The organism is Sphingomonas asaccharolytica NBRC 15499 (genome assembly GCF_001598355.1).
Lineage (GTDB): Bacteria > Pseudomonadota > Alphaproteobacteria > Sphingomonadales > Sphingomonadaceae > Sphingomonas > Sphingomonas asaccharolytica.
Window position 1 is genome coordinate 14933 of record NZ_BCYU01000014.1, and the last position, 25630, is coordinate 40562.

A 25630-nucleotide genomic window follows, 5' to 3' on the forward strand; every position below is an offset into this window, starting at 1 on the left:
TCGCCGATCCGCAATCGCCGGCGCCCGCCTTTGCAGCCAGCGCAATAGCGGCCTAGAGAGGCGCGTCCAGCACGCATTTCGTGTTTTTGATTGAGGTTATTCCATGAAGATCGAGTTCGCCGCCACGCCGCCTATCGCCGATGCACTGGTTATCCCGGTGCAAAAGAACGGGCTCGACACGGCGATTGGCGGTCGTACTGGTCAGGAAGTGCTTGCCGCGGCGGCGGCAGCAGCGCGTTTCGAAGGCGAAGCGGGCTCGATTGCCGAAGCGTTTGTCGGTGCCAATGGCGCGGTGAACCGCATCCTGTTGCTCGGGGTCGGCGACGGCAACGAGACGGATTGGGAGCGCGCGGGGGGCGCGGTCACCGCGCGATTGCTGACCAATGCGATCAGCGCGGCGATCGATCTCGGCGCGGTCCAGCCGAGCCCGGCAGCGGTCGGACGGTTCGCCGGCGCGCTCGCCCAACGTGCGTGGCGGATCGATACCTATCGCACCAAACTGCCTGAAAAGCAGAAGCCGACCTTCGTCGAGGCTACCATCGTCGGCGCCCCAGACGGCACTGAGGCGGCGTGGCAGCATAACCTTGCCGTCACTGGCGGCCTCGACCTCACGCGCACGCTCGTCGCCGAGCCGCCCAACGTCGTCTATCCGGAAACCTTCGTCGAGCGCGTGCTGGCGAGCGTCGAAGGCCTGGGTCTCGAAGTCACCGTGCTCGGTCCCGACGAGATGGCCAAGCTCGGCATGGGCGCGTTGCTCGGCGTAGCGCAAGGCTCGGCGAGGGAAGGGCGCCTGCTGGCGCTCAAATGGAGCGGCAAGGGCGCGGGCGATCCCGATCTCGCCTTGGTCGGCAAGGGTGTGACCTTCGATACCGGCGGCATTTCGCTGAAGCCCGGCCCCGGCATGGAAGACATGAAGTGGGACATGGGCGGCGCCGGCGCGGTGGTCGGCGCGATGAAGGCGCTGGCCTCGCGAAAGGCCAAGGCGAACGTCATCGGGGTATGCGGCCTGGTCGAGAATATGCCCGACGGTAACGCGATCCGGCCCGGCGACATCCTGACCTCGATGTCCGGACAGACGATCGAGGTGCTCAATACCGACGCCGAAGGGCGCCTGGTGCTGTGCGATTGCGTCACCTGGGTGCAGCGCACGCATCATCCCAAGGCGATCGTCGATCTCGCCACCCTGACCGGGGCGATGATCATCAGCCTTGGCAACGAACATGGCGGCGTCTTCGCCAATGACGACACGCTCGCCGACCAATTGCTTGCCGCCGGCCGCGCCTCGGGCGACCTGTTGTGGCGCTTCCCGATGAGCGACGCGTACAACAAGCTGATCGACTCGCCAATCGCCGACATGAAGAATGTCGGTCCGCGCGGCGCCGGATCGATCACCGCCGCGCAATTCATCGGACGCTTCGTCGAGACTGGCGTCAAATGGGCGCATCTCGACATTGCCGGCATGGTCTGGGCCGACAAAGCGGGCAACACCTATGACAAGGGCGCGACCGGCTACGGCGTGCGCCTGCTCGACCGCTTCGTCGCCGACAATTACGAGAGCTGAACGCCGGTCCGACATGCAAGTCGATTTCTATCACCTCACCGTCACCCCGCTCGACCGCGCCTTGCCCAGCATCGCCCAGCGCGTGGTGGCGGGTGGGGGGCGGTTACTGGTGGTCAGCGACGACGCGGCCCAGCGCACCGCGATCGACCGCCTGCTCTGGACGTTCGCCGCCGACAGCTTCCTGCCGCACGGCCAGGCCGGCAGCGAGGACGACGCAGCCCAGCCGGTGCTGATCGGCGAGGCGCCCGTTCCCGCCAACGCCGCACGCAACATCGCGCTGATCGACGGGCGGTGGCGCGACGAAGCGCTCGATTTCGACCGGGCGTTCCACTTCTTCGACGGCGAACGCATCGTCGAGGCACGCGAGGCGTGGAAATCGCTCGCGACGCGCGACGGCGTAGAGCGCAATTACTGGAAGCAGGACGATAACGGGCGCTGGTCGAAAGCGGCCTGAGCTCGATCCCCATCCGAACGGGCGGGTTGCATCCCCGGCGCTCCCCGCCTAGGGAGCCGCCAGTTTTCCACAGCCCCAAAATAGAGGAGCGAGCGACCGCCATGGCCGCCAACCGCACGTTTTCGATCATCAAGCCCGATGCCACCCGCCGCAACATCACCGGTGCGGTCACCAAGATGCTGGAGGAAGCGGGTCTCCGCGTCGTCGCGTCGAAGCGCATCCATATGAGCCGCGAGCAGGCCGAAGGCTTCTATGCCGTCCACAAGGAGCGCCCGTTCTTCGGCGACCTGGTCGATTTCATGATCTCCGGACCGGTGGTGGTACAGGTGCTGGAAGGCGAGAACGCCGTGCAGCGTAACCGCGACATCATGGGCGCGACCAATCCCGAGAACGCAGCGCCGGGTACGATCCGCAAGGAACTGGCCGAATCGATCGAGGCGAATACCGTCCATGGATCGGATTCGGACGAGAATGCGGCGATCGAGATCGCGTTCTTCTTCACTCCCGACGAACTTGTCGGCTGATACCGGCGTCAATGGCATTGTCGGCGGGCGCCGACTGGCGATTGAAGCGAGCGACCGCGGCGGATGCCGCGGCGCTGTCGCTCGTCGCCTCGGCCTGCTTTCTCGAAACGTTTGCCGGGCTCCTCGAGGGGCCCGACATCGTCGCGCATTGCGCGAAGGCCAATCATCAGGACGCGTTTCGCGATTGGGCCGAGGCGAGCGAAACTCGCGTCGTCGTCGCTGAGATTGCGAATGGCGCGGCGCCAATCGGCTATTCGGTACTGACCACGCCTAATATGCCTGCGGTCGAAACCCGCCCGGCGGACATCGAGCTCCGTCGCATTTATACGCTGTCACGTGTCCACGGCACCGGCTTGGGATCCGCGCTGATGGCACAGGCGCTGCTCGACGCGCGGGCAATGGGCCGCGAGCGCATGCTGCTCGGGGTCTATGCCGGCAACGAGCGGGCGCGGGCCTTCTACGAGAAGCAGGGGTTCGCAAAGGTTGGCGAACGGCAGTATCAGGTCGGCGCTACGTTGTGCGATGACGTGATCTACGCGCTGCAGCTATGATTGGGTAACGTCGGACCGGGTGGCGGCAATCGTCACTTGGCCGGCTTTTCCCTCGCCCATAGCGCATCGAGCCGCGCCGGACTCCCGCCGCGCTCGGCTAGGCTGGCGCCTTCGAGCTCGAGCTTGCGGCCGCCGAGCAGGCGCCCGGCGGTCTTCCAGCGAACTTGATAGATCGCCCGGTCGCTCTTCTTCGTGTCCCCGTCCCACCAGGTTGCGGTGATCAACACGGGCAGGCGGCCCTGGCGATCATCCGCGCCTTTGTCGGTGACCTTGAGCAAGGCGCGTTCGAACCAACTCGCGTCGATCTGCGGGCTGGACAATCCGGTCTGCGCGTCGACTCCCAATGCCGGCGGAAAAGCGACATCGATCTCTTGGATACGGTGATCGGGATCGTTGAGCGTCAGCACCGTGTTGCCGTCGCGGGACGCTGTGAAGGCGACGAGCGATTTCTCGTTGCTCTCGGTCGCGCGTTCGGCCTGATCGGCCTTGCGGTCGGACCAGCTCATCCACAACCCGCCAGCGGAGACCAGCAAGGCGGCGATGCCGACCCATTCCGCCAGCGAAATCCAGCGTCGCCGGATCGCTGCCTTTTCGGCGCGTTCAGCGGGAGTCTCGACGGCAGGCGCGGGTGGGGGAGCAGAGTCGTTCATCGTCCACCGGCCTCCAGCAACCGGCGCGGAGCAACCATTTCCCAGCTCATCGCGATCCTGTCCTCAACGCGTTGCCAATCGGTCGTATCGCCGTTCAATTCCATTCCGACCCAGCCTGACGGACCGAGATAGGGTGGTATGTGATAAAAATTGGGGTCCATCTCGACGAGCATCGCCTGTTCCTCGCGCCCGCTGGTCTTGACCAGGACAGCGGTGTGCCCGTCGCCGTGATGGTTGTGCCAGAAATAGGCGTAGACCTTGCCCTTCTCGATAAAAAAGGCCGGCGATCCGTGCGACAGCTTCTCGGCTGCTTCTGGGAAAGTCATGCAGATCTCGCGGATCCGCTTCAGGTCGGTGTCGGGATCGGGACTCATCGCGCCGCGAAATCTGCCAGAACCTGCGGGTAAAGGCGATGCTCTTCCGCCAGGACTCGCGCTGCCAGCGTGTCGGAATCGTCATCGGCCAGGATCGGCACCCGCGCCTGGCCGAGCACCTCACCCGCATCGAGTTCCTCGGTCACGATATGCACCGAGCATCCCGCTTCTTCGTCGCCCGCCGCGATCGCACGCGCATGGGTGTCGAGACCCTTGTACTTGGGCAGCAGCGACGGATGGATGTTGATGATGCGCCCACGCCATTCGGCGACGAACTCGTCCGACAGCAGCCGCATATACCCGGCGAGCGCGACGATCTCGGCGCCGGCTTCACGGAGGGCCGCGGAAATCGCCGCTTCATAGGCAAGCTTGCCGATCCCCTTGGGCGACAGCGCGAAGGTAGGGATACCGTGCTCGCGCGCCCAGATCAGGCCCGGCGCCTCGGGCTTGTCCGACGCGACCACCACGACTTCGTAGGCGTCGGTCGCATGCCCGACGATTGCCTGCATGTTCGACCCGCGACCCGAGATGAGGATGCCGATTTTTTTCATGACGCGTTCCCCTTCCGTTTACGGGAGGAGCTAGGGGAGGGGAGGTTCGGTTGAGCAGGCATTTGAGAGGTTTCCAACAGGCCGTCCCCCAACCCCTCCCGCAAGCGGGAGGGGGGAAACGGCGCCTCACGCATTGTGCGTCGCCGTCCAGTTATCGCGCGCGCTCCAGGTGCCGGCCGAACCCTCCACGGTGCAACCGCGCGGCCCGGCCTCGATCGCGCCGATCGTCAGCACTGTTTCACCGGCAGCCGTTAGTGCGGCCGTCACCGCTTCGACGTCGTTCGCGGCAACCACGACCGCCATCCCGACTCCGCAATTGAAGGTGCGCGCCATTTCCTCGGGTTCGATCGCGCCCTGCGCCTGCAGGAACGCCATCAGCCGCGGCTGCTCCCAGCCATCGGCATTAATCCGGGCATGCGCGCCATCAGGCAGCACGCGCGGGATATTCTCGAGCAGGCCACCACCGGTGATATGCGCCAATCCCTTGATCCGGCCTTCCGCAATGAGCGGTAACAGGCTCTTCACGTATATGCGCGTCGGGGCCATCAGCGCATCGATCAACAACGTGTCGGCGTCGAACAGGGCAGGGCGGTCGAGCTTCCAGCCGCGGTCGGCGGCTAATCGCCTGACCAGCGAATAACCGTTGGAATGTACGCCTGACGACGCGAGCCCGAGAGACACATCTCCGGCCGCTATGTCCTTGCCGGTCAGCACGTGGTCGCGCTCGACCGCGCCGACGCAGAAGCCGGCGAGGTCGTAATCGCCATCTGCATACATGCCCGGCATTTCGGCAGTCTCGCCGCCGATGAGCGCGCAGCCGGCGATACGGCAGCCCTCGGCAATGCCTGCGACCACGCGCTCGGCAACCGCGTTGTCGAGCTTTCCGGTTGCGTAATAATCGAGGAAGAACAAAGGCTCGGCACCCTGCACGATCAAATCGTTGGCACACATTGCGACCAGATCGATGCCGACGCCGTCATGGCGCCCGCTGTCGATCGCGAGTTTCAGCTTGGTGCCGACCCCGTCATTGGCCGCCACCAGTAGCGGATCCTTGAACCCGGCGGCCCTAAGGTCGAAGAACCCGCCGAATCCCCCGAGATCGGCGTCGGCGCCGGGTCGGCGCGTTGCCTTGGCCAGCGGTCCGATCGCGCGAACCAGCGCGTTGCCGGCGGCGATCGAGACGCCGGCATCGGCGTAAGTGTAGGGGCTGTTTTGGCGCTGATCTTCGCTCATGTGATGCCGCGTAGCGACAACACGCTTGGATTTCCACGTCTGCTTCGCCAAAAGGGCGCCGACATGCGCCGCAGCCGTTTCTTCCACGCCTCCGCCCTCGCCGCGGCCCTTGCTCTTGCCGGGGCCGCCGGGATGGTCGCCGCACAGGACGACGGCGGCGACAAGATCGACATGAATCAGCCGATCGACGCGTCGGGCAGCTATCAGGTCGATAATGTCGACGTCGACGTCAACGGGCCAGACGCCGAGTCCGCGCGGATCGCCGGCTGGAGACTTGCCCAGCGCAAAGCCTATCAAATGCTGTCGCAGAAATACGGTGGCGGCGGTGGTGTGCCCGCCGACAGCGTGCTCGATTCGATGGTGACGGGCATCGTCATCCAGAACGAGCAGATCGGTCCCAATCGCTATATCGCCAAGCTGGGCGTGTTGTTCAGCCGCGCGCGGCTAGGCGGATTGATGGGCGCGGTTGGTGACATTTCGCGGTCCGCCCCGATGTTGTTGATCCCGATCCAATGGTCGGGTGGTAGCGCGGTCGCGTTCGAGCAGAAGACTGCCTGGGCGGACGCCTGGCAACGATTCCGGGCCGGAGACAGCTCGGTCGATTATGTTCGCCCGACTGGCGTCGGCGCCGATTCGCTGTTGGTTAACGAGGGCCAGGCGAGCCGGCGCGATCGCGGCTGGTGGCGCAGCGTGCTCGACCAATATGCCGCCGCCGACGTCCTGGTACCCTCGGTCACGCTCTATCGCCAATGGCCGGGCGGGCCCGTCGTCGGCGTGTTCGAGGCGCGCCACGGCCCCGACAACGACCTGCTGGCGCGATTCGCGTTGCGCGTCGACAGCGAAGCCGGCGTACCCGCACTGCTCGACGCCGGCGTGAACCGGATCGACACGATCTATCAGGACGGATTGCGCAACGGCGCGCTTGGGGTCGACCCCAGCCTGGCCTATATTCCGCCGCCCCAGGCGACGCCGACGGCAACTCCGACGCCGACCGATACGCCGACGGGCGAGGCGACGACCGCCGACGCGACGGCGCCGATCGCAGGAGGCGCTGCTGTTACCGTGCAGTTTGACACGCCGAGCGCTGCATCAGTCTCTGCGATCGAGGGCGCGGTTCGCGGTGTGCCCGGCGTCAGCGGCGCCAACACCACCAGCATGGCGATCGGCGGAGTGTCGGTGATGCGGCTCAATTATAGCGGCGATCCGGCGGCGCTGGCGACGGCGCTCGAAGCGCGCGGTTTCCAGGTCGGCCGTAGCGGCGCGACGCTCAGGATCCGGCGGCCTTCTCTGCCGCCGCCATCGGTCCCGTCGGAAGACCGACCGACCGGATGAGCCAGCAATTCGGCCTGCCGCTGGCTTGGCCGCCCGGACCGGGCGATGACGAGTTCCTCGTCACTCCGTCCAACGCGCACGCCTTTCACCAGCTCGAACATTGGGGCACGTGGCCGGTGATGACGGCCTTACTGGTCGGTCCGCGCAAATCCGGGCGCAGCCTGCTGGCGCGCGTCTTCGCCAGCCGCAGCGGCGGCAGGATCGTCGATGACGCCGATCTGCGGCCCGAAAAGGAGCTGTTCCACGCCTGGAACGACGCCCAAGCCGCGCGCCGCCCGCAATTATTCGTCGCCAATGCGGCGCCGCCGGCGTGGAAAGTCGGCATCGCCGATCTGCGCTCGCGCCTCGCGGCCAGCCCGATTGCGGAGATTGGCGCCCCCGACGATGCGCTGATGCAGGCGCTGCTCGAACGCCAATTCCTGCGTCGTGGGCTCGATGCGCGGCCCGATCTGATCCAGTGGTTGATCGCGCGGCTCGAACGCAGCTTCATTGCGGTGGAACGTGTCGTCGACGTGCTCGATCAGGAGGTGCTCGAACGCCGCAAACGCTTGTCGATCCCACTGGCAAGGGCCACACTGGCCGAGGCGGGAATCATCGCCCGGTCGTCCGCGGCCGACAACGCCGAACAAGGTGAACAATGACTCGCCCCGCCCATATCGCGCGCCTCGCCAATGACGACGATCCGTTCGAAAGCGGGGAGAGTGGCGAACGCTATTTCAACCGCGAACTGTCGTGGCTCGCATTCAACCGCCGCGTGCTCGAAGAAGCGTGCAATACCGCGCACCCGCTGCTCGAACGCGTGCGCTTCCTGTCGATCTCGGGCTCCAACCTCGACGAATTCTTCATGGTCCGCGTCGCCGGGCTGATGGGGCAGCAAAAGCAGGAGGTCGAGCGCCGCTCGCCCGATGGCCTGACCACGCGCGAGCAACTCGCCGTGATCGTCGCCGGCGCGGATTCGCTGGTCGAGGATCAGCGCAACGTCTGGCGCGACATGCGGCGCGAGCTCGCAGAGGCCGGGATTCACGTGCTCGGCTCGCGCCAGATCGACGAGGCGGTGACGGCGGACGAGGCGGCGTGGCTCGAAAATCATTTTCGCGAGCAGATTTTCCCGATCCTGACGCCACAGGCGCTCGATCCCGCGCATCCGTTTCCGTTCATGCCCAATAAAGGGTTGGCGGTGATCTTCGACCTGACGCGCGCGTCGGACGGCGAGATGATCCGCGAATTGGTCATGCTGCCCGCGGCGATGGCGCGGTTCGTCCGGTTGCCCGGCGAGCCGGCGCGCTATGTCGCGGTCGAATCGCTGGTGAAACGTTTTTCGACGTTGATCTTCCCCGGTTACGCCGTGAACGGCGCTGCCGAATTCCGCGTCCTGCGCGACAGCGATATCGAGATCGAGGAGGAGGCGGAGGACCTGGTCCGCTACTTCGCAAATGCGATCAAGCGGCGGCGGCGCGGCCGGGTGATCCGGCTTGAACTCGAATCGGGCATGCCCGAGGCGTTGGGCGTGGTGCTGCGCGAGGAGCTGGCGGGGAGCGATGCCTTCGTCACCGAAAGCGGCGCGTTCCTGGGCGTCCACGACCTCGAGGCGATCATCGACGAGAACCGGCCAGACTTGAAGTTCGTGCCGTACAGCCCGCGCTTTCCGGAGCGCATCCGCGAATTCGGCGGCGATTGTTTCGCGGCGATCAAGGCCAAGGATATCGTCGTCCACCACCCCTATGAGACGTTCGAGGTGGTGATCGAATTCCTCAAGCAAGCGGCGGCCGATCCCGACGTCGTCGCGATCAAGCAGACGCTCTATCGCGCCGGCAAGCAGTCGGCAGTGATCAACGCACTGATCGCGGCGGCCGAATCGGGGAAATCGGTGACCGCGGTGGTCGAGTTGAAGGCGCGATTCGACGAGGAGCAGAATCTGCTCTGGGCCTCCGCGCTCGAACGCGCCGGCGTCCAGGTCGTCTATGGCTTTTTCGACTGGAAGACTCACGCCAAGGTCTCGATGGTGGTGCGGCGCGAAGGTGGCGAGTACCGCACCTACTGTCATTTCGGGACGGGCAATTATCATCCCGTCACCGCGCGCATTTACACCGATCTCAGCTTCTTCACCGCCGATCGGGAGCTCGGCCGTGACGCCGCGCAAATCTTCAATTACGTCACCGGCTATGTCGAACCGGTGTTGAGCCAGATCGGCATTTCGCCGCGTGACATGCGCACGCGGCTGACCGCGTTGATCGATGGCGAGATCGCCAACGCCAATGAAGGCCGGCCCGGCGCGATCTGGGCCAAGATGAACTCGGTGGTCGATCCTGCGATCATCGAGAAATTATACGAAGCGTCGAATGCCGGCGTCGAGATCGACCTGATCATTCGGGGTATCTGCTGTCTGCGACCCGGTGTGCCGGGCATGTCGGAGAATATCCGGGTCAAGTCGGTGATCGGGCGTTTTCTAGAGCACAGCCGCATCTGGTGCTTCGGCAATGGCAAAGCGCTGCCCAATGACGGCGCCAAGATCTTCATCTCCTCGGCCGACTGGATGCCGCGCAATTTCGACCGTCGGGTCGAATATATGCTGCCGATCCTCAACCCGACCGTGCACGACCAGATTCTCGACCAGGTAATGGTCGCGAACCTGATCGACACCGAACAGAGCTGGGTTCTGCACGCCGACGGCACCTATGACCGAATCGAGCCGGGGCCACGGCCGTTCAACCTCCATCGCTACTTCATGACCAATCCGTCGCTATCGGGCCGCGGCGCCGCACTCGAGGGCGGGGCGGTCCCGAAACTCTCGCTGACGCGGCGGCGTTAGCGACGCGATGGCGACCCTTCTTTTCCGCAAACCCAAGGCCGAGCCGGTTGCGGGGCAGCCCCGCACGGGCATCATCGACATCGGATCGAATTCGATCCGCCTGGTCGTCTATCAAGGGCCGTCACGGCTTCCCGCGCCGTTGTTCAACGAGAAGGTCATGGCAGGGCTGGGGCGGGGGCTCGGTGAAACCGGGCAATTGGCCCCACAGGGGTTGGAACTCGCGATCGAAGCGCTCGAACGCTTTTCTGCGCTGGCCCGTGAGATGGAAGTCGAAAGTCTGAGGACGGTCGCCACGGCCGCCGTACGCGACGCTTCCAATGGACACATCTTGCTCGATGCCGCGGCGCGGATCGGGCTTCCCGTCGAATTGCTGTCGGGCGAACAGGAAGCAACCGCGGCCGGGATGGGCGTGCTGTCCGCCATTCCCGACGCCGATGGGATTGTCGGCGACCTTGGCGGTGGCAGCCTTGAGCTCGTGCGCGTCAAGAAGGGCGAAATTCGCGATCGGGCATCGTTTCCGCTGGGCGTGCTCAGGATCGCCGCGTTGCGGGCCAAGGGCAAGGGCGCGATCGATCGCCGCGTCGCCAAGTTGGTCGATCAGGCCGGGTGGTCGAGCAAGGGCAAAGGCCTGCCGCTCTACCTGGTCGGCGGGTCGTGGCGCAGCCTCGCGCGGCTCGACATGAACCTGCGGCGCTATCCACTGCCCGTCATCCAGCATTATGCCATGTCGCCCGCCACGATCGGCCGGCTGGTGCGCAGCGTCAGCCACAGCGGCAAGGGGACGCTCAAAGCCGTACCGGGAATCTCGTCGCAGCGCGCGCCGATGCTCAACGACGCGGCGGCGTTGCTCGCCGCGCTGCTCCGCCATCTCAAGAGCGATCGCACGATCGTCTCCAGCTTCGGGCTACGCGAAGGATTGCTCTACGAAGCGCTCGATGCCGAAACGCGGCTGCAGGATCCGCTGATCGTCGCTACGCGCGAGGAGGGACGGCGGCTCGGCCGTTTTGCCGAACATGGCGACTTGCTCGATCGCTGGATCTCGCCGTTGTTCCAGGACGCGCCGGCGATGGAGCGGTTACGCCGCGCCGCCTGCCTGCTCGCCGATGTCGGTTGGCACGCCAATCCCGAATTCCGCGCCGAACGCGGCGTCGAGATCGCGCTCCACGGCAATTGGGTCGCGGTCGATGGGCGCGGCCGTGCGCTGATCGCGCAGGCGTTATGGACCTCGCTCGGCGGCGGCGCCGGCACGCCCGAACCGCTCAATGTGCTGGCGCCGATGCAAGACCTCAGACGTGCCGCGCAATGGGGATTGGCGATGCGCCTGGGACAGCGCCTGTCGGGCGGTGTCGCCGGGCCGTTGGAGCGTTCGAAACTGGGCGAGGACGGATCGGCGCTGATCTTGCATCTGGCACCCGACGATATCGCGCTTTACGGCGAGGCCGTGCAGAAGCGCCACGCCGCGCTCGCCGCCATATGCGACCGGACGCCGCTTCTCACGAGTTAGGCCAACGGAGGCGTCAATTCCGCTTTGCCGCCGCGCCACTCCCGCAGCGCGGCCGACCGATCTGCCGCCGCCGCATCCCTCATGCCCAGCGCCTCCTCGGCATCGGCGCGAATGGAGAGCGCGACCGGGTCGTTCGATCGCCGCGCCAGGACGCGCGTCGCCTGCTTGAGCGCCGCGCGTGGCTTGCCCTGCGCGAGCAGCGCTGCCGCGTAGCTGCGGCGCACCGGATACCACCAGGCCGGCGGATCACTCAATGTCCTCATCAATCGCGCTTCGTCGAGCTTGGCGGCGGCGAGATAGGCACGTGCAGCGAGATCGGGCCGTTTATCGATCATCGCCGCGCGTCCATCGAGCACGAGCTGCGCGATCCGCACGAGTTGCCGCGATTGGTTGGCCAGGTCGTCGGGCTTGATCGGCAACGGCGGCAGGCTGATCTTGGCGCGTTCGGTGCGAACGCCCGCAGCATTGCCGAGGCGGGCCTGCGCTTCGCCGCGCGCGTAGAGCCAATATTGCCGGATATAGGCCTGTTTCTCGCCGGGATCGGGCAGTGCCAGCATCCGGGCTGGATCGGCGAAGCGGCCTTCGGCGAAATAAGCGGTGCCGACGCCCATCTGGAGGAACAGATTGTCGGGATCGGGCAGGCTGGCGCTCGCCGCGATCAGCGGGTCGCTGAGCGCCAGTGCCGCTTTGCCGTCGCCCGAGATCAGCGCGCCGCCGACGCCGTACTGCACGTTATGCCCGTGATAGGGCAGCATCCAGACCTGGCCCGGCTTGACCAGGCCCGCGATCCGCGCGTCGCTTTGGCCGAGGTCGACCGCGGCGACATTGGCGTCGGCGGCGTCCTGATAGCGGCCGACCCAATAGAAAGTATGCGACGGCATGTGGATCAAATGGCTCGACGTCGGCGCCAACCTGCCGAGCTTGTCGGCATAAGGTTCGGCGCGCTTGGGGAAGCCGCTCATCTCGGTCGCGTGGATGTAGAAATGGATCGCGGGCGTGTAGTCCGGACTGCGTTTGAGCACGCCCTCGAGCAGAGTCACCGCGCGCGGCAGGTTGGCGGTGCCGCTGGTCAACGCCGTCGGAATCATCCACGCATCGGCGGCGATCGTCGCGATCTCGTCGTCCTGCGGATAGCGTAAAGTGAGCGCATCCATCGCTTTCGCGAAAGCGAGGTCTCCGGCGCCCTTGCCGCCGCCATCCACATAGCGAAGCTTGAGCGCGGCGATCAGATCGCGCTCGCGCTGCGGCGATTGCGGCGTCAGCAGCTTCTCGGCCGTAAGCACCTTGGCGAGCGCCGCTTTCTCTTGCTCGGCGCCGATCGGGAAGTTGATCGTCGGTCCGTCGCTCCACGCCGCGCCCCATTGGCACATCGCGCATTTGGCATCGAGCTTGGCCGCCTCGGCGAAGGCGGCGCTGGCGGCGCCATGGGCAAAGGCATGGGCGAGTTGCATGCCGTTATCGAAGAACGCCTGGGCGCGCGGATTGCCGGTCGTGATCGGGAAACCGCCATTGCCGTAGCCGGGATAGAGTTGCGGTGTCGTACCCACCGGCAGATCGTCTCCACAAATCGATATGCTGGCGAGCAGGTCGGCGGCGCTCGGCCGCATCGTCGCTTCGCCGACGGATGCCGGGATCAGCGCGAGCAGCGGTAAGGCCAGAAGCGAGAGGCGCATCGTCCATTTCCCCAATCGGAACGCCTTCACATCATATCGCTGTTCGCTGCCGCACACCATCGGCTTGAGTAGCGCACGAGGCTCGCCTAAGTCGCGGCCATGACCTCGACCAACGACATCCGCCGCAGCTTTCTCGACTACTTCGCCGCCAACGGCCACACCGCCGTGCAATCGGCGCCGCTAGTGCCGCAGAACGACCCGACGCTGATGTTCGTCAATGCCGGGATGGTGCCGTTCAAGAACGTGTTCACCGGTCTGGAATCGCGGCCTTATTCGACCGCGACGTCGAGCCAGAAATGCGTCCGCGCCGGCGGCAAGCACAACGATCTCGACAATGTCGGCTATACCGCGCGCCACCACACCTTTTTCGAGATGCTCGGCAATTTCTCGTTCGGCGATTATTTCAAGGAACGCGCGATCACGCTCGCCTGGGGGTTGCTGACCAAGGAATGGGGGATCGATCCTAACCGGCTGACCGTCACCGTCTATCATACCGACGACGAAGCGTTCGATCTGTGGAAGAAGATCGCCGGCCTGCCCGAAGAGCGGATCATCCGCATCGCGACCAAGGATAATTTCTGGGCGATGGGCGACAATGGCCCGTGCGGCCCGTGCTCGGAAATCTTCTTCGATCATGGCGACCATATTCCGGGCGGCCCGCCGGGATCTCCTGACGAGGATGGTGACCGTTTCGTCGAGATCTGGAATCTGGTGTTCATGCAGTTCGAGCAGGAAGCCAATGAGATCGTCGGCAACCTGCCCAAGCCGTCGATCGACACCGGCATGGGGCTCGAGCGCGTCGCCGCGGTGCTGCAGGGCGTTCACGACAATTACGACACCGACACATTCAAGGCGCTGATCGCGGCGTCCGAGGCGTTGACCCACACCAAAGCGGTCGGCGAGCAACAGGCGAGCCATCGCGTGATTGCCGACCATCTGCGCTCGTCGGGCTTCCTGGTCGCCGATGGCGTGCTGCCGGCGAACGAAGGCCGCGGCTATGTCCTCCGGCGCATCATGCGCCGCGCGATGCGGCACGCGCATTTGCTAGGCGCCAAGGATCCGTTGATGCACCGGCTGGTGCCGGCGCTGGTTGCCGAAATGGGCGCTGCCTATCCCGAACTGGTGCGCGCGCAGCCACTGATCGAAGCGACGCTGCAGCAGGAAGAGAAGCAATTCCGCCGCACGCTCGACAAGGGGCTCAAGCTGCTCGACGAGGCGACCGCTGGGATGGCGCTGGGCTCGACCTTGGCTGGCGAGACCGCGTTCAAGCTCTACGACACGTTCGGCTTTCCCTATGACCTGACCGAGGATGCGTTGCGTGCTCAGGGCCTGCAGGTCGATCGCGAAGGCTTCGACGCCGCGATGGCCGAGCAGAAGCGTGCCGCGCGCGCCGCCTGGAAGGGATCGGGCGAAAAAGCGTCGGACGAACTCTGGTACGATCTGGTCGAGGAAAAGGGCGGCACCGAATTCATCGGCTACACGGTGGAAGAAGGCGAGGGCGAGGTCGTTGCGCTGATCAAGGACGGCGTGCGGGTCGACAAGGCGGTCGCCGGCGACGATGTCGACATCGTGCTCAACCAGACGCCGTTCTATGCGGAGAGCGGCGGCCAGGTCGGCGACGCCGGGCTCGCGACCAACGACAAAGGGCTGAAGGGCCGCGTGTTCGACACGCAAAAGCATCTCGGCCGGCTCTGGACGCACCGCACCAAGATCGACGCGGGCGAACTCGCGATCGGCGACGCCATTCACCTCGTGGTCGATGGCGAACGCCGCAATGCGATCCGCGCCAATCATTCGGCGACGCATTTGCTCCACGCAGCGTTACGCGAGCGGCTCGGCACACATGTCGCGCAAAAGGGCTCGCTGGTCGCGCCCGAGCGGCTGCGTTTCGACTTCTCGCAGCCGACCGCGATCGATCCGGCCCGGCTGGCCGAGGTCGAGGCCGATGTGAATGCCTATATCCGCCAGAACGACGCCGTCTCGACGCGGCTGATGACTCCCGAGGAAGCCATCGAGGAAGGCGCAATGGCGCTGTTCGGCGAGAAATATGGCGACGAGGTTCGCGTCGTGTCGATGGGCCGCGCGCCCGACGGCAAGTCGATCTACAGCCTCGAACTGTGCGGCGGCACGCATGTCAACGCGACCGGCGACATCGGCCTGTTCAAGCTGGTGAGCGAAGGCGCGGTGGCGTCGGGCGTTCGCCGCGTCGAGGCACTGACCGGTGAAGCCGCGCGCGCCTATCTTGCCAGCCGCGACGAAAAGCTGCGCGAAACCGCCGCCGTGCTCAAAGCGACGCCCGACGAAGTGCCGGCGCGCGTCGCGGCGCTGGTCGAGGATCGCCGCCGGCTCGAGCGCGAACTGGCCGAAGCGAAGAAGGCGCTGGCGCTGGGCGGCGGGGGCGGCGCTGCCCCGGCCGGGCCCGAACAGGTGAACGGCATCAGCTTTGTTGGCCAGGTGGTCGAGGGGTTGGAGGCCAAGGGTCTGCGCGGTGCGGTCGACGAGACCAAGGCGCGGATCGGGTCGGGTGTCGCGGTGCTGGTCGCGGTCAATGACGGCCGCGCCTCGATCGCGGTCGGCGTGACCGACGATCTGATCGGCCGCTTCAATGCCGTCGACCTGCTGCGCAAGGCGGTCGAGGTGCTTGGCGGGCAGGGCGGTGGCGGCCGCCCCGACATGGCGCAAGGCGGTGGTCCTGATGGCAGCAAGGGCGACGAGGCGGTCGCGGCGGTGAAGGCCGCGCTCGCCTGAGCCTGTCCTACGGCATTTCCGCTTTCCTCGCGCGCCGCAGCCGCGGCTCGCGATCGATCCCGGCTTCTTCCTTGATCGACTTGCGCAATTCGTCGCGCTTTTCGTGGATCGAGGCGATCACCGGACCCATCGCCACGCCGAGCTCGACCAGTACCGCTTCGGATAGCTGGAGCGAGCTCTCGAGCGTCTCGGGCACGGCATCGGTGACGCCCGCCCGATAGAGTTCCGCGGCATGCGACGCATCGCGGGCGCGGGCAACGATCGTCAGGCCCGGCACCCAGCCGCGCACGCGCTTCGTCAGGTGCGCCGTTAGCACCGGGTCGTCCATCGTCAGCACCAACGCCTTGGCGCGGCCAAGATTGAGCCGGTCGACCAATTCGCTGCGCGATACGTCGCCGAACAGCACCGAATAGCCGTCGCGGCGCGCCGCGCTGACCGCGTCGATATCGGCCTCGACCGCGATATAGGGCTGATTATGCTCGCGCAGCATGTCGGCGACCATCCGCCCGACGCGCCCGAAGCCGATCACGACCGTTCCTGGGCCCTCTTCGGCAAGCTGGAGGTCGGGGGTCAGCCGTTCGCGTGCCTCCAGCCGGCGAGCGACCAGCCGGCCCATTTCGGCCAGTGCCGGGGTGACCGTCAGGCCGAGCGCGGTGACCGTCTGCCAGAAAGCGGCGTCCTGTTGCGCGATCAACCCGGCGCCCGCGGCCGTCCCGAGGACGATCAGCGTGGTTTCCGACGGGCTCGACATCACCAGGCTGGTTTCCGCAGCGACGCCATTGCGTGCCTTGGACAGCTTGAGGAGGGCGAAGGTGACGATCGACTTGGCCGCGACTACGCCGAGCAACGCCAGCACGAAATCGCCCCAATGATCGATCAACGTGTCGAGGCTGAGGCTCATGCCGACGGTGATCAGGAACACGCCCAGTGCGAGCCCCTTGAACGGCGCGGTGATGACCTCGACCTCGCTGTGATATTCAGTCTCGGCGATCAGCACGCCCGCGAGCAACGCCCCGACGATCGGGGACAGGCCCGCGGCGGTCGTGGCGAGGCTGGCGACGATCACCACCAGCAGGGAAATGGCGAGGAACAGCTCCGGGCTCTTGGTGCGCGCGGCCTGGGCGAACAGCCGCGGCAGGACGAAGCGGCCGACCAGGAAGATCGCCGCGATCGCGACAGCTCCCCAGATGAGGACGCTGACGATATTCCCGCCGCGCCCGCCCATTGCGCCGAGCCCGAAGATGATCGGCACCAGCGCGAGATCCTCGAACAACAGCATCGCGAAGGCGATCCGACCGACCGGGCTCGTCGTTCCGGCGATCGGCAGCACTAACGCAGTCGAGGAGAGCGCCAGCGCCAGGCCGAGACCCAGACCGGCTCCCCAGGGATTTCCGGTGACCAGCAGCGCCACACCGATCACCGCGGCGCAACCCAGCAATTCGGCGGCGCCAATCCCGAACACCGCTCCCCGCATCGACCACAGTCTTTTCAACGACAGTTCGAGGCCGATCGAAAACAGCAACAGAGTGATGCCGAATTCGGCGAACGGCTCGATCGCGTGCGGATCGGAGATGGTGATGTGATAGAGCCAGGGATGCTGCCCGACCAATGCGCCCAGGCCGGCGGGCCCGACCAGCATGCCGACCAGGATGAACCCGATCACCGGACTGACCTTGAACCGCGCGAATGCCGGGATCACGATGCCGGCGGCACCGAGAATCACCAGCGCGTCGCTGAACCCTTTGTTGTCGAGACCAATTGCCATGACGGCATCAAAGCAGGCCGAAGGGAGTTTGTCAGGTCATGACTGAAGCGGATATCTGCATTATCGGCGGCGGGCCGGCCGGCATGGTGGCCGGGTTGCTGTTCGCGCGCGCCGGGCTGAAGACGATCGTGCTGGAGAAGCACAAAGACTTCCTGCGCGATTTCCGGGGCGATACGGTCCATCCATCGACCCTGCGGATCTTCAGTGAACTCGGCCTGCTCGACGAATTGCTCCAGCGCCCGCATCAGAAGATCGAGCGGCTGAGTGCGCGGATTGCCGGTCGCGACATGCAGATCGTCGACCTGTGCCATCTCCATGTCCCGGCACCCTATGTCGCCCTGATGCCGCAATGGGATTTCCTCGATTTCGTCGCCGATGCCGCCCGATGTTACCCGACCTTCGAACTTCTCCAGAGCTGCGAAGGCGCCGGCTTGATCGAGGAAGACGGGCACGTTCGTGGGGTCAGGACAAGCGAAGTCGAGGAAATCCGCGCGCGGTTAACGATCGCCGCGGACGGCCGCGATTCGCGGCACCGCGACGGCTTGCCTATGACCGTGATCGGCGCGCCGATGGACGTCTTCTGGTTCCGCATTCCCAAGGTCGCCAAGCCGGATAACGACACGATGGGCGTGTTCGACACCGGCACCCTGTTCGTCCTGATCGACCGCGGCGATTATTATCAATGCGCCTTTGTCTTTCCCAAAGGGGGCGCCGAGAAGATCAGGGGCGAGGGGCTCGACGCCTTCCGCGCCCGCGTCCGCGCAGTCGGGCCGGAAACCGCGACCGTCGATCAGGGCGTGACGAGCTGGGATGACGTCAAATTGCTCACCGTGACGGTCGACCGTCTGGACAAATGGGATCGCCCGGGCTTGCTCGTGATCGGCGATGCCGCGCACGCAATGTCGCCGATCGGCGGCGTCGGGATCAACCTGGCGGTGCAGGATGCAGTTGCCACGGCGAACATCCTGGCTGCGGCGATGGCGGCAGGCGACGACCCCGACCCGCTGCTGTACAAGGTGTACGACCGTCGCATCCGCGCGGTCAAACTGACCCAGGGAATGCAGCGAATGGTGCAGGACACGATCATCGCACCGCTGCTTGCCAGCACCGAACCGCTTGATAGTCCGCCGCTGGCGGCAACGCTGCTCGATCGTATTCCGCTACTGCGGCGCATTCCCGCGCAGATCATCGGCATGGGCTTCCGGCCCGAACATGTCCGCTCGCCGGAGGCGACGTAGCAGGGGACAACTCGCCCCCGCCTGTCGCCCGCCTCAAAACAGCTGCGACGAATCCAGCGTGTACTGCTCCTTGATCGCATCGGCGGAGCGCTTGCGGCCGCTTTCCGACATCGCGATCAGGCCATGTTTGGTGAGCGGCCCGTTCGGATCCCACATCGACGCATACATATCGAGAAAGGCCTGGAGCTCGGGCTTCGGCTTCAGATGCTTCTTCTTGACGTAGAGGTACAATGTCCGGACGCCGGGATATTTGCCGCTGGCGATGTCGGCATAGTCGGGGGTGACACCGTCGATCGGCACGCCGCGCAACCGGCTCGCATTCTGTTCGAGGTAGGAATAGCCGAACAGGCCTAGGGCGTTCGGATTGCTTTCCAGGCCCTTGACGATGAGGCTGTCGTTCTCGCCTTGCACCACATAGGGGCCGTCGCCGCGGATCTGGCGGCACACGCGATCGAACTCGGCGGGGTCGCCCGAGGTCTGCAACGCCTTGGCGGCCGGCACCGCTTCGAAACAGCCAGGCTGCAGAAGCAGTTCGACGAACGCGTCGCGGGTGCCGCTGGTGGTCGGCGGGCCCAGCACCTGGATCGGGATCGCCGGCAGCTTCGGATCGACGTCCTTCCAGGTCTTGGTGGTGTTCGGCTTGCCCATCGGATTTGCCGCTAGCGCGAGGTAGATTTGCTTGCGGCTCAGTTGGATCTTGGGGCCCTGGTTCGATTCGGCGAGTGCCAAGCCGTCGAGGCCGATCGCGACCTCGATGATGTCGCCCACGCCGTTCTTCTGGCAGCGCTCGAATTCGACGCGCTTCATCCGACGCGAGGCGTCGGCGATATCGAAGGAATCGGGGCCGGCGCTCTCGCAGAAGCGCATGATGCCCGGTTGCGTCCCGGTCGAATCGACGATCGGCGCGCGGCGCCCGCTTTTCGCCTGGACGAAGGCATCAGACACCGCCTTGGTGAATGGATAGACCGTCGAGGACCCCGCCGACCGGATCGGGTCGGACTCGCTGCCACAGGACGCCAGGGCGAGGGCCGGCAAGGCCGCGAGGGTCAGAAAACCAAATCGACCGAGCATCGTCAATCTCCCCCAGCCGGCTAACCGACGCCTGGTAAACGTGGGTTCCGATGTCGCGTCCTGCGCCTCGGGCATGACCAGCGTGTGACATGCCGTGTCGGGCGATTAGGCTGGCTGGGTGGCTCGGGTCGGCAGCAAGGCGACGCCAAAGCAAAAACCGGGCCGCCACCGCTGGCGACCCGGTGTCGTTAAGCTCGTACCGATGCGCGAGCGCGTCCGGCGAACCGCGTTACCTCAGGCCCAGGTTGCCATCCGCGTTTCAAGATTTTCACGGACCGCCTCAAAAAATTGCTCGGTGGTCATCCACGCCTGATCGGGGCCGATCAGCAGCGCCAGATCCTTGGTCATCTTGCCGCTCTCGACGGTTTCGATGCAGACCTTTTCCAGTTCCTCGGCGAAGCGCGTCACGTCGGGCGTCTCGTCGAACTTGCCGCGATATTTGAGGCCACCGGTCCAGGCGAAGATCGACGCGATCGGGTTGGTCGAGGTCGCCTTGCCTTGCTGATGCTGGCGATAGTGGCGCGTGACGGTGCCGTGCGCGGCTTCGGCTTCGACGGTCTTGCCGTCGGGTGAGAGCAGGACCGAAGTCATCAGGCCGAGCGAGCCGAAGCCCTGCGCGACCTGGTCCGACTGGACGTCGCCGTCGTAATTCTTGCAGGCCCAGACGAACTCGCCCGACCATTTGAGCGCGCTCGCGACCATGTCGTCGATCAGGCGATGCTCGTAGGTAATGTTCGCTTCCTTGAACTTGTCGGCGAACTCGGCCTCGAACACTTCCTGGAACAGGTCCTTGAAACGGCCGTCATAGGCCTTGAGGATGGTGTTCTTGGTCGACAGATAGACCGGCCATTTCAGGTTGAGGCCGTAATGCATCGAGGCGCGAGCGAAGTCGCGGATCGAATCGTCGAGATTGTACATGCCCATCGCGACGCCCGACGAGGGGAATTGGAACACTTCCTCCTCGATCTTGTCGCCATTGTCGCCGACCCAGGTCATGGTCAGCTTGCCCGGGCCGGGGACGCGGAAGTCGGTGGCGCGATACTGGTCACCAAAGGCGTGGCGGCCGACCACGATCGGCTTGGTCCAGCCTGGGATCAGGCGCGGGACGTTGGAAATGACGATAGGCTCGCGGAAGACGACGCCGCCCAGGATGTTGCGGATCGTGCCGTTGGGCGACTTCCACATCTTCTTGAGGCTGAATTCCTCGACGCGCTGCTCGTCGGGGGTGATCGTCGCGCACTTCACGCCGACGCCGTATTTCTGGATAGCCTTGGCACTGTCGACGGTGACCTTGTCGTCGGTCGCGTCGCGATGCTCGATGCCGAGATCGTAATAATCGAGGTCGATGTCGAGATATGGCTTGATCAGGCGCTCACGGATCCATTCCCAGATGATCCGTGTCATTTCGTCGCCGTCGATCTCCACGACGGGCGTCTTCACCTTGATCTTCGCCATATCCGCTTTCCTGATGGGGTTTGGTCGCGCCTCTAGGGTGAAGCGGGGAGGGGGGTCAAGCGTCGTGCCTGCGAGGCTAGTCGAGGAGAGCGATCCGTTTCCCGCGCATTGTACCGCACAGGCAACACGGTTAGACGACGCGCATGCCTTCACTCGATCCGCCGGAAATCGGCACGACCACCGTCAAGTGGCGCTTTCCGGCAATGCACCCGGAAGGGCGGCGCTATGTGATCATCGCCGCCGTCGCGACCTTGCTGTCGTTGCTCATCTGGAAAGTCCTGTTCTGGCCGCTCGCGTTCCTGACGCTGGGCGTGGCCGCGTTCTTCCGCGATCCGATCCGGGTCACGCCGCGTGACGACAGCCTAGTGATCGCACCCGCCGACGGGCTGGTGACGATGATCCAGCCAGTGGTGCCGCCCGCCGAGCTCGATATCCTGGGCACGGCGCCGTTGATCCGCGTCTCGATCTTCATGAGCGTGTTCGACGTCCATGTGAACCGCACGCCGATCCAGGGGATCATCCGCCGCGTGGTTTACATCTCCGGCAAGTTCCTCAACGCCGACCTCGACAAGGCGAGCGAAGAGAATGAGCGCCAGCACCTCGTCGTCGAAGGCAAGGACGGGCGGCTGATCGGCTTCACCCAGATCGCCGGACTCGTCGCGCGCCGCATCGTTGCCTTCGTCAAGGAGGGCGACATGGTCGCTCCCGGCCAGCGCATCGGGCTGATCCGTTTCGGTAGCCGGGTCGACGTGTTCCTGCCTGCCGATACTGCCTGCCAGGTTATCCTGGGGCAGCGCACCATCGCGGGTGAGACGATCATCGGCCGGATCGGTGGCGAGATCATGAGCGGCGTCACCCAGTGAGAGAGCCGCGCCCGCGACGGCTGCGACGGCCGGCCACGGGCCTGCCGCTGCGGACGATCACGCCGAACGCACTGACCGCGCTGGCGCTGAGTTCGGGGCTGACCGGCGTGCGTTTCGCGATCGGCGGAGACTGGCAGATGGCAGTGGTGATGATTCTCGCCGCCAGCGTGCTTGACGGCGTCGACGGACAGGTCGCGCGCATGCTGAGGGGCACCAGTCGGTTCGGAGCGGAACTCGATTCGCTCAGCGACGCGATCTCGTTCGGGGTCGCACCGGCGCTGATCCTCTATCTCTGGTCGCTGACCGACGCGCCGCGCTTCGGTTGGATTTGCGCTTTGCTCTTCGCGGTGTTCTGTGCCCTCCGCCTCGCGCGGTTCAACGCACAGATCGACGCCACCGAACAACCGCGCAAGGCAGCGGGCTTCCTGACCGGCATTCCCGCGCCGGCGGCCGCCATCAGCGCGATGCTGCCGCTCTATCTGTGGTTCATTACCGAGGGGAAGGAGCCCTGGCTCCGCTCGCCCTGGCTGGTGGCGCCATGGATGGCATTTATAGCGTTCCTGATGATCTCAAGCATCGCGACCTATGGCTGGTCCTCGCTCAGGCTGCGTCGCAACATCCGCTTTGAGGCTTTGGCGGTGATCGTCGCGATTGGTGCGACATTGGTTTCCGCGCCGTGGCCGACGTTAGCCGGCCTCTGCGTCATCTATCTCGCGCTGATTCCGTTCAGTGCCGCAAGCTACCGCCGAATCAGGCTGCAGCGCGCCAATATGTCGGTTGCGCCGAAACCGACCGCACCGTCACCCTGATCGTCGTCGCGGCATGACGCGGCGGCAGTGGCGGAACGACCGACCCCTGACCCTTGCCGGCAAGCGCGGCCTGGATGCTGGGCAATGCCGGGATGACGGTCGAATAAATCGACGCGCTCGCCGCGACCAGCGCACCGGCGAACATCAGGATAGCAACGAGCGTGAACATTGCGACTTCCCCTTTGGTCGGATCGCGATCCGTGCTGAACCAACCATCGGGCGATTCAGATGTTCCGCGTCCTGTGGATGATCGCTGTATGTTCTGTTGATGTTCCCGCCGTCAAGCGGAAAAGTGGAACATAGCATGAATATCGCGGCAAGCGACCGATGTCAGTCCGACGAGCGGGCGCTTGAGCCACTTGCCTTTCCCGGGACTTTGGACTAGGGGCCGCGCCTCAAACCCGCATGGGAAGCATCATAACCCGGTGCCGGACCTGCCCCTGCCATGATTGGCGCGGGGATTACCAGGATTTCGGTTTCCCGCTTCCCAGAGGAACAACCGGAAGGAGTTATCCCTATGGCGGCACCTGTCGTCACCATGCAGCAATTGCTCGAAACGGGCGCACATTTCGGCCACCAGACTCACCGCTGGAACCCGAAGATGAAGCCGTATCTGTTCGGCGACCGCAACGGCGTCCACATCATCGACCTGTCGCAGACCGTGCCGCTGTTCGCGCGCGCGCTAGAATTCGTCAGCTCGTCGGTCGCCGGTGGCGGCAAGGTCCTGTTCGTCGGCACCAAGCGCCAGGCGCAGGAGCCGATCGCCGACGCCGCGCGTCGCGCCGGCCAGCATTTCGTCAACCATCGCTGGCTGGGCGGCATGCTCACCAACTGGAAGACGATCTCCAACTCGATCAAGCGCCTCAAGAGCCTCGAAGAGCAGCTTTCGGGCGACACGCACGGCCTGACCAAGAAGGAAGTGCTCCAGCTCACCCGCGAGAAGGACAAGCTCGAGCTCTCGCTCGGCGGCATTCGCGACATGGGCGGCGTGCCCGACGTGATGTTCGTGATCGACGCCAACAAGGAAGAGCTGGCGATCAAGGAAGCCAACACGCTGGGTATCCCGGTCGTCGCGATCCTCGATTCGAACGTCTCGCCCGACGGCATCGCGTTCCCGGTTCCGGCCAACGATGACGCCGCCCGCGCGATCCGCCTTTATTGCGAGGCGATCGCCATCGCCGCGACTCGCGGCGGCCAGCAGCGCCAGGCCAATGCCGGTGTCGACCTGGGTGCCCAGGTCGAAGCGCCGGTCGAGGAAGCGCTGACCGTCGAACCGGCCGCAGCCGAACCGGTCGCCGCTGCTCCAGTCGAGGAAGCCCTCAACGCCGAGCCGGTCGTCTCCGACGCGGCGCAGCAGGCCGACATGGCCGCCGAGGGCGAGCGTCAGATCGACGCCTGAGCCGTCGCCTAACCGTCATGCGGGCGGGGTAGGGCGACAACGCCCCGCCTCGCCCGCAACTACATTCTGACTAGAAGGATCGAAGACATGGCCGACATCACGGCAGCAATGGTCAAGGACCTGCGCGAGAAAAGCGGCGCGGGCATGATGGACTGCAAGAAGGCGCTCGGCGAAGCCGGCGGCGACATGGACGCCGCGCTGGACTGGCTGCGCACCAAGGGCCTTGCAGCCGCCGCCAAGAAATCGAGCCGCACCGCGGCCGAGGGCCTGGTCGGTGTCGAGGTTTCGGGCACCAAGGGTGCCGCCGTCGAAGTCAATTCGGAAACCGACTTTGTCGCCAAGAACGATCAGTTCCAGACCTTCGTCCGCGACGTGACCTCGGTCGCGCTCGAGCTGGGCGACGATATCGCGACGATCAAGGCAGCCTCGCTCGGCGGCAAGACCGTCGAGGAAGTGCTGACCAACAATATCGCGACGATCGGCGAGAATCAGACGCTGCGCCGCGCCAGGAAGCTCGAAGTGTCGAAGGGCGCAGTCGTGCCTTACGTTCACAACGCGCAGGCGCCCGGCCTGGGCAAGATCGGCGTGCTCGTCGCGCTCGAGAGCGAGGCTCCGGCCGACAAGCTCGAGGCGCTCGGCAAGCAGCTGGCGATGCACATCGCGGCGGCGTTCCCGCTGGCGCTCAACGAGGAAGACCTCGATCCGGCAGTGATCGAGCGCGAGCGCGCGATCGCTCAGGAAAAGGCGTCGGAGAGTGGTAAGCCGGCCGAGATAGTCGCCAAGATGGTCGACGGCGCGATCGCCAAATACCGCAAGGAGAATGCCCTGGTCAGCCAGCTGTTCGTGATGGACGGCAAGACCAGGATCTCCGACGTGGTCGCCGCGGCCGCCAAGGAGGCCGGTTCGCCGATCGCGCTGACGGACTATGTCCGTTTCCAGCTCGGCGAAGGCATCGAGAAGGAAGAATCGGACTTCGCGGCGGAAGTCGCGGCGGCGTCGGGCGTGCCCCAGCCGGCCTAAGCCGACGTTTCGACGGAAAAGGGGGCTGCGTCGCGAGGCGCGGCCC

General features: G+C 65.4%; 23 protein-coding genes. 14 read left to right on the top strand and 9 right to left on the bottom strand.

The genetic code is table 11. The features are described from left to right. The first annotated feature begins 103 nt into the window (after positions 1 to 103). From SAS01S_RS05540 to SAS01S_RS05555, 4 genes are all read left to right on the top strand, one after another. Positions 104 to 1561 carry a leucyl aminopeptidase gene (locus tag SAS01S_RS05540; RefSeq protein WP_066806028.1) on the top strand — a complete coding sequence of 486 codons (1458 nt, stop codon included), beginning with the start codon at positions 104 to 106 and terminating at the stop codon, positions 1559 to 1561. 13 nt (positions 1562 to 1574) lie between these two features. Then, the gene (locus SAS01S_RS05545) at positions 1575 to 2015 is read left to right on the top strand and encodes a DNA polymerase III subunit chi (protein WP_066806030.1); all 441 of its coding nucleotides are present in this window, start codon (positions 1575 to 1577) and stop codon (positions 2013 to 2015) included. Positions 2016 to 2116: 101 nt separating this feature from the next. Beyond that, positions 2117 to 2539, top strand: coding sequence for a nucleoside-diphosphate kinase (ndk, locus tag SAS01S_RS05550; RefSeq protein ID WP_066806033.1), 423 nt, complete (start codon positions 2117 to 2119; stop codon positions 2537 to 2539). An 11-nt stretch (positions 2540 to 2550) separates the two neighbouring features. Continuing rightward, positions 2551 to 3090, top strand: a complete 540-nt coding sequence (locus SAS01S_RS05555; RefSeq protein WP_066806035.1) for a GNAT family N-acetyltransferase — start codon at positions 2551 to 2553, stop codon at positions 3088 to 3090. Positions 3091 to 3122: 32 nt separating this feature from the next. Here the strand turns inward: SAS01S_RS05555 and SAS01S_RS05560 are convergent, their stop codons facing one another. From SAS01S_RS05560 to purM, 4 genes are all read right to left on the bottom strand, one after another. Continuing rightward, positions 3123 to 3740: a hypothetical protein gene (locus SAS01S_RS05560; RefSeq protein ID WP_066806037.1), complete on the bottom strand. Its 618-nt coding sequence runs from the start codon at positions 3738 to 3740 to the stop codon at positions 3123 to 3125. Beyond that, positions 3737 to 4114, bottom strand: a complete 378-nt coding sequence (locus SAS01S_RS05565) for an MmcQ/YjbR family DNA-binding protein (RefSeq protein ID WP_066806040.1) — start codon at positions 4112 to 4114, stop codon at positions 3737 to 3739. Before SAS01S_RS05565 ends, SAS01S_RS05560 begins: the two co-directional genes overlap by 4 nt. Then, positions 4111 to 4665, bottom strand: coding sequence for a phosphoribosylglycinamide formyltransferase (gene purN, locus SAS01S_RS05570; protein ID WP_066806042.1), 555 nt, complete (start codon positions 4663 to 4665; stop codon positions 4111 to 4113). Before purN ends, SAS01S_RS05565 begins: the two co-directional genes overlap by 4 nt. 126 nt (positions 4666 to 4791) lie before the next feature. Then, positions 4792 to 5898 carry a phosphoribosylformylglycinamidine cyclo-ligase gene (gene purM, locus SAS01S_RS05575; RefSeq protein ID WP_066806043.1) on the bottom strand — a complete coding sequence of 369 codons (1107 nt, stop codon included), beginning with the start codon at positions 5896 to 5898 and terminating at the stop codon, positions 4792 to 4794. 63 nt (positions 5899 to 5961) lie between these two features. Between purM and SAS01S_RS05580 the strand changes: the two genes are divergently transcribed. Genes SAS01S_RS05580 through SAS01S_RS05595 form a run of 4 tightly spaced genes read left to right on the top strand, consistent with a single transcriptional unit; the run spans position 5962 to position 11543 of the window. Continuing rightward, the gene (locus tag SAS01S_RS05580) at positions 5962 to 7230 is read left to right on the top strand and encodes a hypothetical protein (protein ID WP_066806135.1); all 1269 of its coding nucleotides are present in this window, start codon (positions 5962 to 5964) and stop codon (positions 7228 to 7230) included. After that, positions 7227 to 7871, top strand: coding sequence for an HdaA/DnaA family protein (locus tag SAS01S_RS05585; RefSeq protein ID WP_066806045.1), 645 nt, complete (start codon positions 7227 to 7229; stop codon positions 7869 to 7871). Before SAS01S_RS05580 ends, SAS01S_RS05585 begins: the two co-directional genes overlap by 4 nt. Further along, positions 7868 to 10039, top strand: coding sequence for an RNA degradosome polyphosphate kinase (locus SAS01S_RS05590; RefSeq protein ID WP_066806047.1), 2172 nt, complete (start codon positions 7868 to 7870; stop codon positions 10037 to 10039). Before SAS01S_RS05585 ends, SAS01S_RS05590 begins: the two co-directional genes overlap by 4 nt. Positions 10040 to 10046: 7 nt before the next feature. Further along, positions 10047 to 11543: a Ppx/GppA family phosphatase gene (locus SAS01S_RS05595; RefSeq protein ID WP_066806049.1), complete on the top strand. Its 1497-nt coding sequence runs from the start codon at positions 10047 to 10049 to the stop codon at positions 11541 to 11543. Here SAS01S_RS05595 and SAS01S_RS05600 read toward each other — a convergent pair. Then, positions 11540 to 13216: a hypothetical protein gene (locus SAS01S_RS05600; protein ID WP_066806137.1), complete on the bottom strand. Its 1677-nt coding sequence runs from the start codon at positions 13214 to 13216 to the stop codon at positions 11540 to 11542. The two genes, SAS01S_RS05595 and SAS01S_RS05600, sit on opposite strands and share 4 nt — an antisense overlap. Before the next feature lie 99 nt (positions 13217 to 13315). Between SAS01S_RS05600 and alaS the strand changes: the two genes are divergently transcribed. Further along, positions 13316 to 15964, top strand: a complete 2649-nt coding sequence (alaS, locus tag SAS01S_RS05605; RefSeq protein ID WP_066806050.1) for an alanine--tRNA ligase — start codon at positions 13316 to 13318, stop codon at positions 15962 to 15964. A 7-nt stretch (positions 15965 to 15971) separates the two neighbouring features. On the opposite strand, the gene SAS01S_RS05610 is transcribed toward alaS, so the two are convergent. Beyond that, the gene (locus SAS01S_RS05610; protein WP_066806052.1) at positions 15972 to 17729 is read right to left on the bottom strand and encodes a cation:proton antiporter domain-containing protein; all 1758 of its coding nucleotides are present in this window, start codon (positions 17727 to 17729) and stop codon (positions 15972 to 15974) included. A gap of 38 nt (positions 17730 to 17767) precedes the next feature. Here SAS01S_RS05610 and SAS01S_RS05615 point away from each other — a divergent pair, with 38 nt between their 5' ends. After that, positions 17768 to 18967: an FAD-dependent oxidoreductase gene (locus tag SAS01S_RS05615; protein WP_066806054.1), complete on the top strand. Its 1200-nt coding sequence runs from the start codon at positions 17768 to 17770 to the stop codon at positions 18965 to 18967. A 33-nt stretch (positions 18968 to 19000) separates the two neighbouring features. On the opposite strand, the gene SAS01S_RS05620 is transcribed toward SAS01S_RS05615, so the two are convergent. Together SAS01S_RS05620 and SAS01S_RS05625 are read right to left on the bottom strand one after the other, a co-directional pair. Next, entirely contained in the window at positions 19001 to 20038 is a 1038-nt protein-coding gene (locus tag SAS01S_RS05620) for a substrate-binding domain-containing protein (RefSeq protein WP_066806056.1), read from the bottom strand. 234 nt (positions 20039 to 20272) lie between these two features. Next, a complete protein-coding gene (locus SAS01S_RS05625; protein WP_066806058.1) occupies positions 20273 to 21493 on the bottom strand; it encodes an NADP-dependent isocitrate dehydrogenase in 1221 nt (406 codons plus the stop codon). Between the two features lie 143 nt (positions 21494 to 21636). On the opposite strand from SAS01S_RS05625, the gene SAS01S_RS05630 reads away from it, so the two are divergent. Both SAS01S_RS05630 and pssA read left to right on the top strand, forming a co-directional pair. Further along, positions 21637 to 22356, top strand: coding sequence for a phosphatidylserine decarboxylase (locus SAS01S_RS05630; RefSeq protein WP_066806060.1), 720 nt, complete (start codon positions 21637 to 21639; stop codon positions 22354 to 22356). Then, on the top strand, positions 22353 to 23165 hold the full coding sequence (gene pssA / locus SAS01S_RS05635; protein ID WP_066806065.1) for a CDP-diacylglycerol--serine O-phosphatidyltransferase: 813 nt from the start codon (positions 22353 to 22355) through the stop codon (positions 23163 to 23165). The genes SAS01S_RS05630 and pssA overlap by 4 nt, the downstream gene beginning before the upstream one ends. On the opposite strand, the gene SAS01S_RS05640 is transcribed toward pssA, so the two are convergent. After that, positions 23107 to 23334 carry a hypothetical protein gene (locus SAS01S_RS05640; protein WP_066806067.1) on the bottom strand — a complete coding sequence of 76 codons (228 nt, stop codon included), beginning with the start codon at positions 23332 to 23334 and terminating at the stop codon, positions 23107 to 23109. The genes pssA and SAS01S_RS05640 overlap by 59 nt on opposite strands. Positions 23335 to 23682: 348 nt before the next feature. Between SAS01S_RS05640 and rpsB the strand changes: the two genes are divergently transcribed. Continuing rightward, positions 23683 to 24564, top strand: a complete 882-nt coding sequence (rpsB, locus tag SAS01S_RS05645) for a 30S ribosomal protein S2 (RefSeq protein ID WP_066806069.1) — start codon at positions 23683 to 23685, stop codon at positions 24562 to 24564. 87 nt (positions 24565 to 24651) lie between these two features. Continuing rightward, positions 24652 to 25584: a translation elongation factor Ts gene (gene tsf, locus SAS01S_RS05650; RefSeq protein WP_066806071.1), complete on the top strand. Its 933-nt coding sequence runs from the start codon at positions 24652 to 24654 to the stop codon at positions 25582 to 25584. Positions 25585 to 25630: the final 46 nt, after the last annotated feature.

Excerpts from the sequence above, each read along its gene's own strand:
- SAS01S_RS05640 (WP_066806067.1), bottom strand. The coding sequence starts at position 23,334 with ATGTTCACGCTCGTTGCTATCCTGATGTTCGCCGGTGCGCTGGTCGCG.
- ndk (WP_066806033.1), top strand. The coding sequence starts at position 2,117 with ATGGCCGCCAACCGCACGTTTTCGATCATCAAGCCCGATGCCACCCGC.
- SAS01S_RS05600 (WP_066806137.1), bottom strand. The coding sequence starts at position 13,216 with ATGCGCCTCTCGCTTCTGGCCTTACCGCTGCTCGCGCTGATCCCGGCA.
- SAS01S_RS05625 (WP_066806058.1), bottom strand. The coding sequence starts at position 21,493 with ATGGCGAAGATCAAGGTGAAGACGCCCGTCGTGGAGATCGACGGCGAC.
- tsf (WP_066806071.1), top strand. The coding sequence starts at position 24,652 with ATGGCCGACATCACGGCAGCAATGGTCAAGGACCTGCGCGAGAAAAGC.
- SAS01S_RS05545 (WP_066806030.1), top strand. The coding sequence starts at position 1,575 with ATGCAAGTCGATTTCTATCACCTCACCGTCACCCCGCTCGACCGCGCC.
- purN (WP_066806042.1), bottom strand. The coding sequence starts at position 4,665 with ATGAAAAAAATCGGCATCCTCATCTCGGGTCGCGGGTCGAACATGCAG.
- SAS01S_RS05620 (WP_066806056.1), bottom strand. The coding sequence starts at position 20,038 with ATGCTCGGTCGATTTGGTTTTCTGACCCTCGCGGCCTTGCCGGCCCTC.
- SAS01S_RS05540 (WP_066806028.1), top strand. The coding sequence starts at position 104 with ATGAAGATCGAGTTCGCCGCCACGCCGCCTATCGCCGATGCACTGGTT.
- rpsB (WP_066806069.1), top strand. The coding sequence starts at position 23,683 with ATGGCGGCACCTGTCGTCACCATGCAGCAATTGCTCGAAACGGGCGCA.
- SAS01S_RS05590 (WP_066806047.1), top strand. The coding sequence starts at position 7,868 with ATGACTCGCCCCGCCCATATCGCGCGCCTCGCCAATGACGACGATCCG.
- SAS01S_RS05555 (WP_066806035.1), top strand. The coding sequence starts at position 2,551 with ATGGCATTGTCGGCGGGCGCCGACTGGCGATTGAAGCGAGCGACCGCG.
- SAS01S_RS05595 (WP_066806049.1), top strand. The coding sequence starts at position 10,047 with ATGGCGACCCTTCTTTTCCGCAAACCCAAGGCCGAGCCGGTTGCGGGG.
- SAS01S_RS05615 (WP_066806054.1), top strand. The coding sequence starts at position 17,768 with ATGACTGAAGCGGATATCTGCATTATCGGCGGCGGGCCGGCCGGCATG.
- purM (WP_066806043.1), bottom strand. The coding sequence starts at position 5,898 with ATGAGCGAAGATCAGCGCCAAAACAGCCCCTACACTTACGCCGATGCC.
- SAS01S_RS05610 (WP_066806052.1), bottom strand. The coding sequence starts at position 17,729 with ATGGCAATTGGTCTCGACAACAAAGGGTTCAGCGACGCGCTGGTGATT.
- SAS01S_RS05580 (WP_066806135.1), top strand. The coding sequence starts at position 5,962 with ATGCGCCGCAGCCGTTTCTTCCACGCCTCCGCCCTCGCCGCGGCCCTT.
- SAS01S_RS05630 (WP_066806060.1), top strand. The coding sequence starts at position 21,637 with ATGCCTTCACTCGATCCGCCGGAAATCGGCACGACCACCGTCAAGTGG.
- SAS01S_RS05585 (WP_066806045.1), top strand. The coding sequence starts at position 7,227 with ATGAGCCAGCAATTCGGCCTGCCGCTGGCTTGGCCGCCCGGACCGGGC.
- SAS01S_RS05565 (WP_066806040.1), bottom strand. The coding sequence starts at position 4,114 with ATGAGTCCCGATCCCGACACCGACCTGAAGCGGATCCGCGAGATCTGC.
- alaS (WP_066806050.1), top strand. The coding sequence starts at position 13,316 with ATGACCTCGACCAACGACATCCGCCGCAGCTTTCTCGACTACTTCGCC.
- SAS01S_RS05560 (WP_066806037.1), bottom strand. The coding sequence starts at position 3,740 with ATGAACGACTCTGCTCCCCCACCCGCGCCTGCCGTCGAGACTCCCGCT.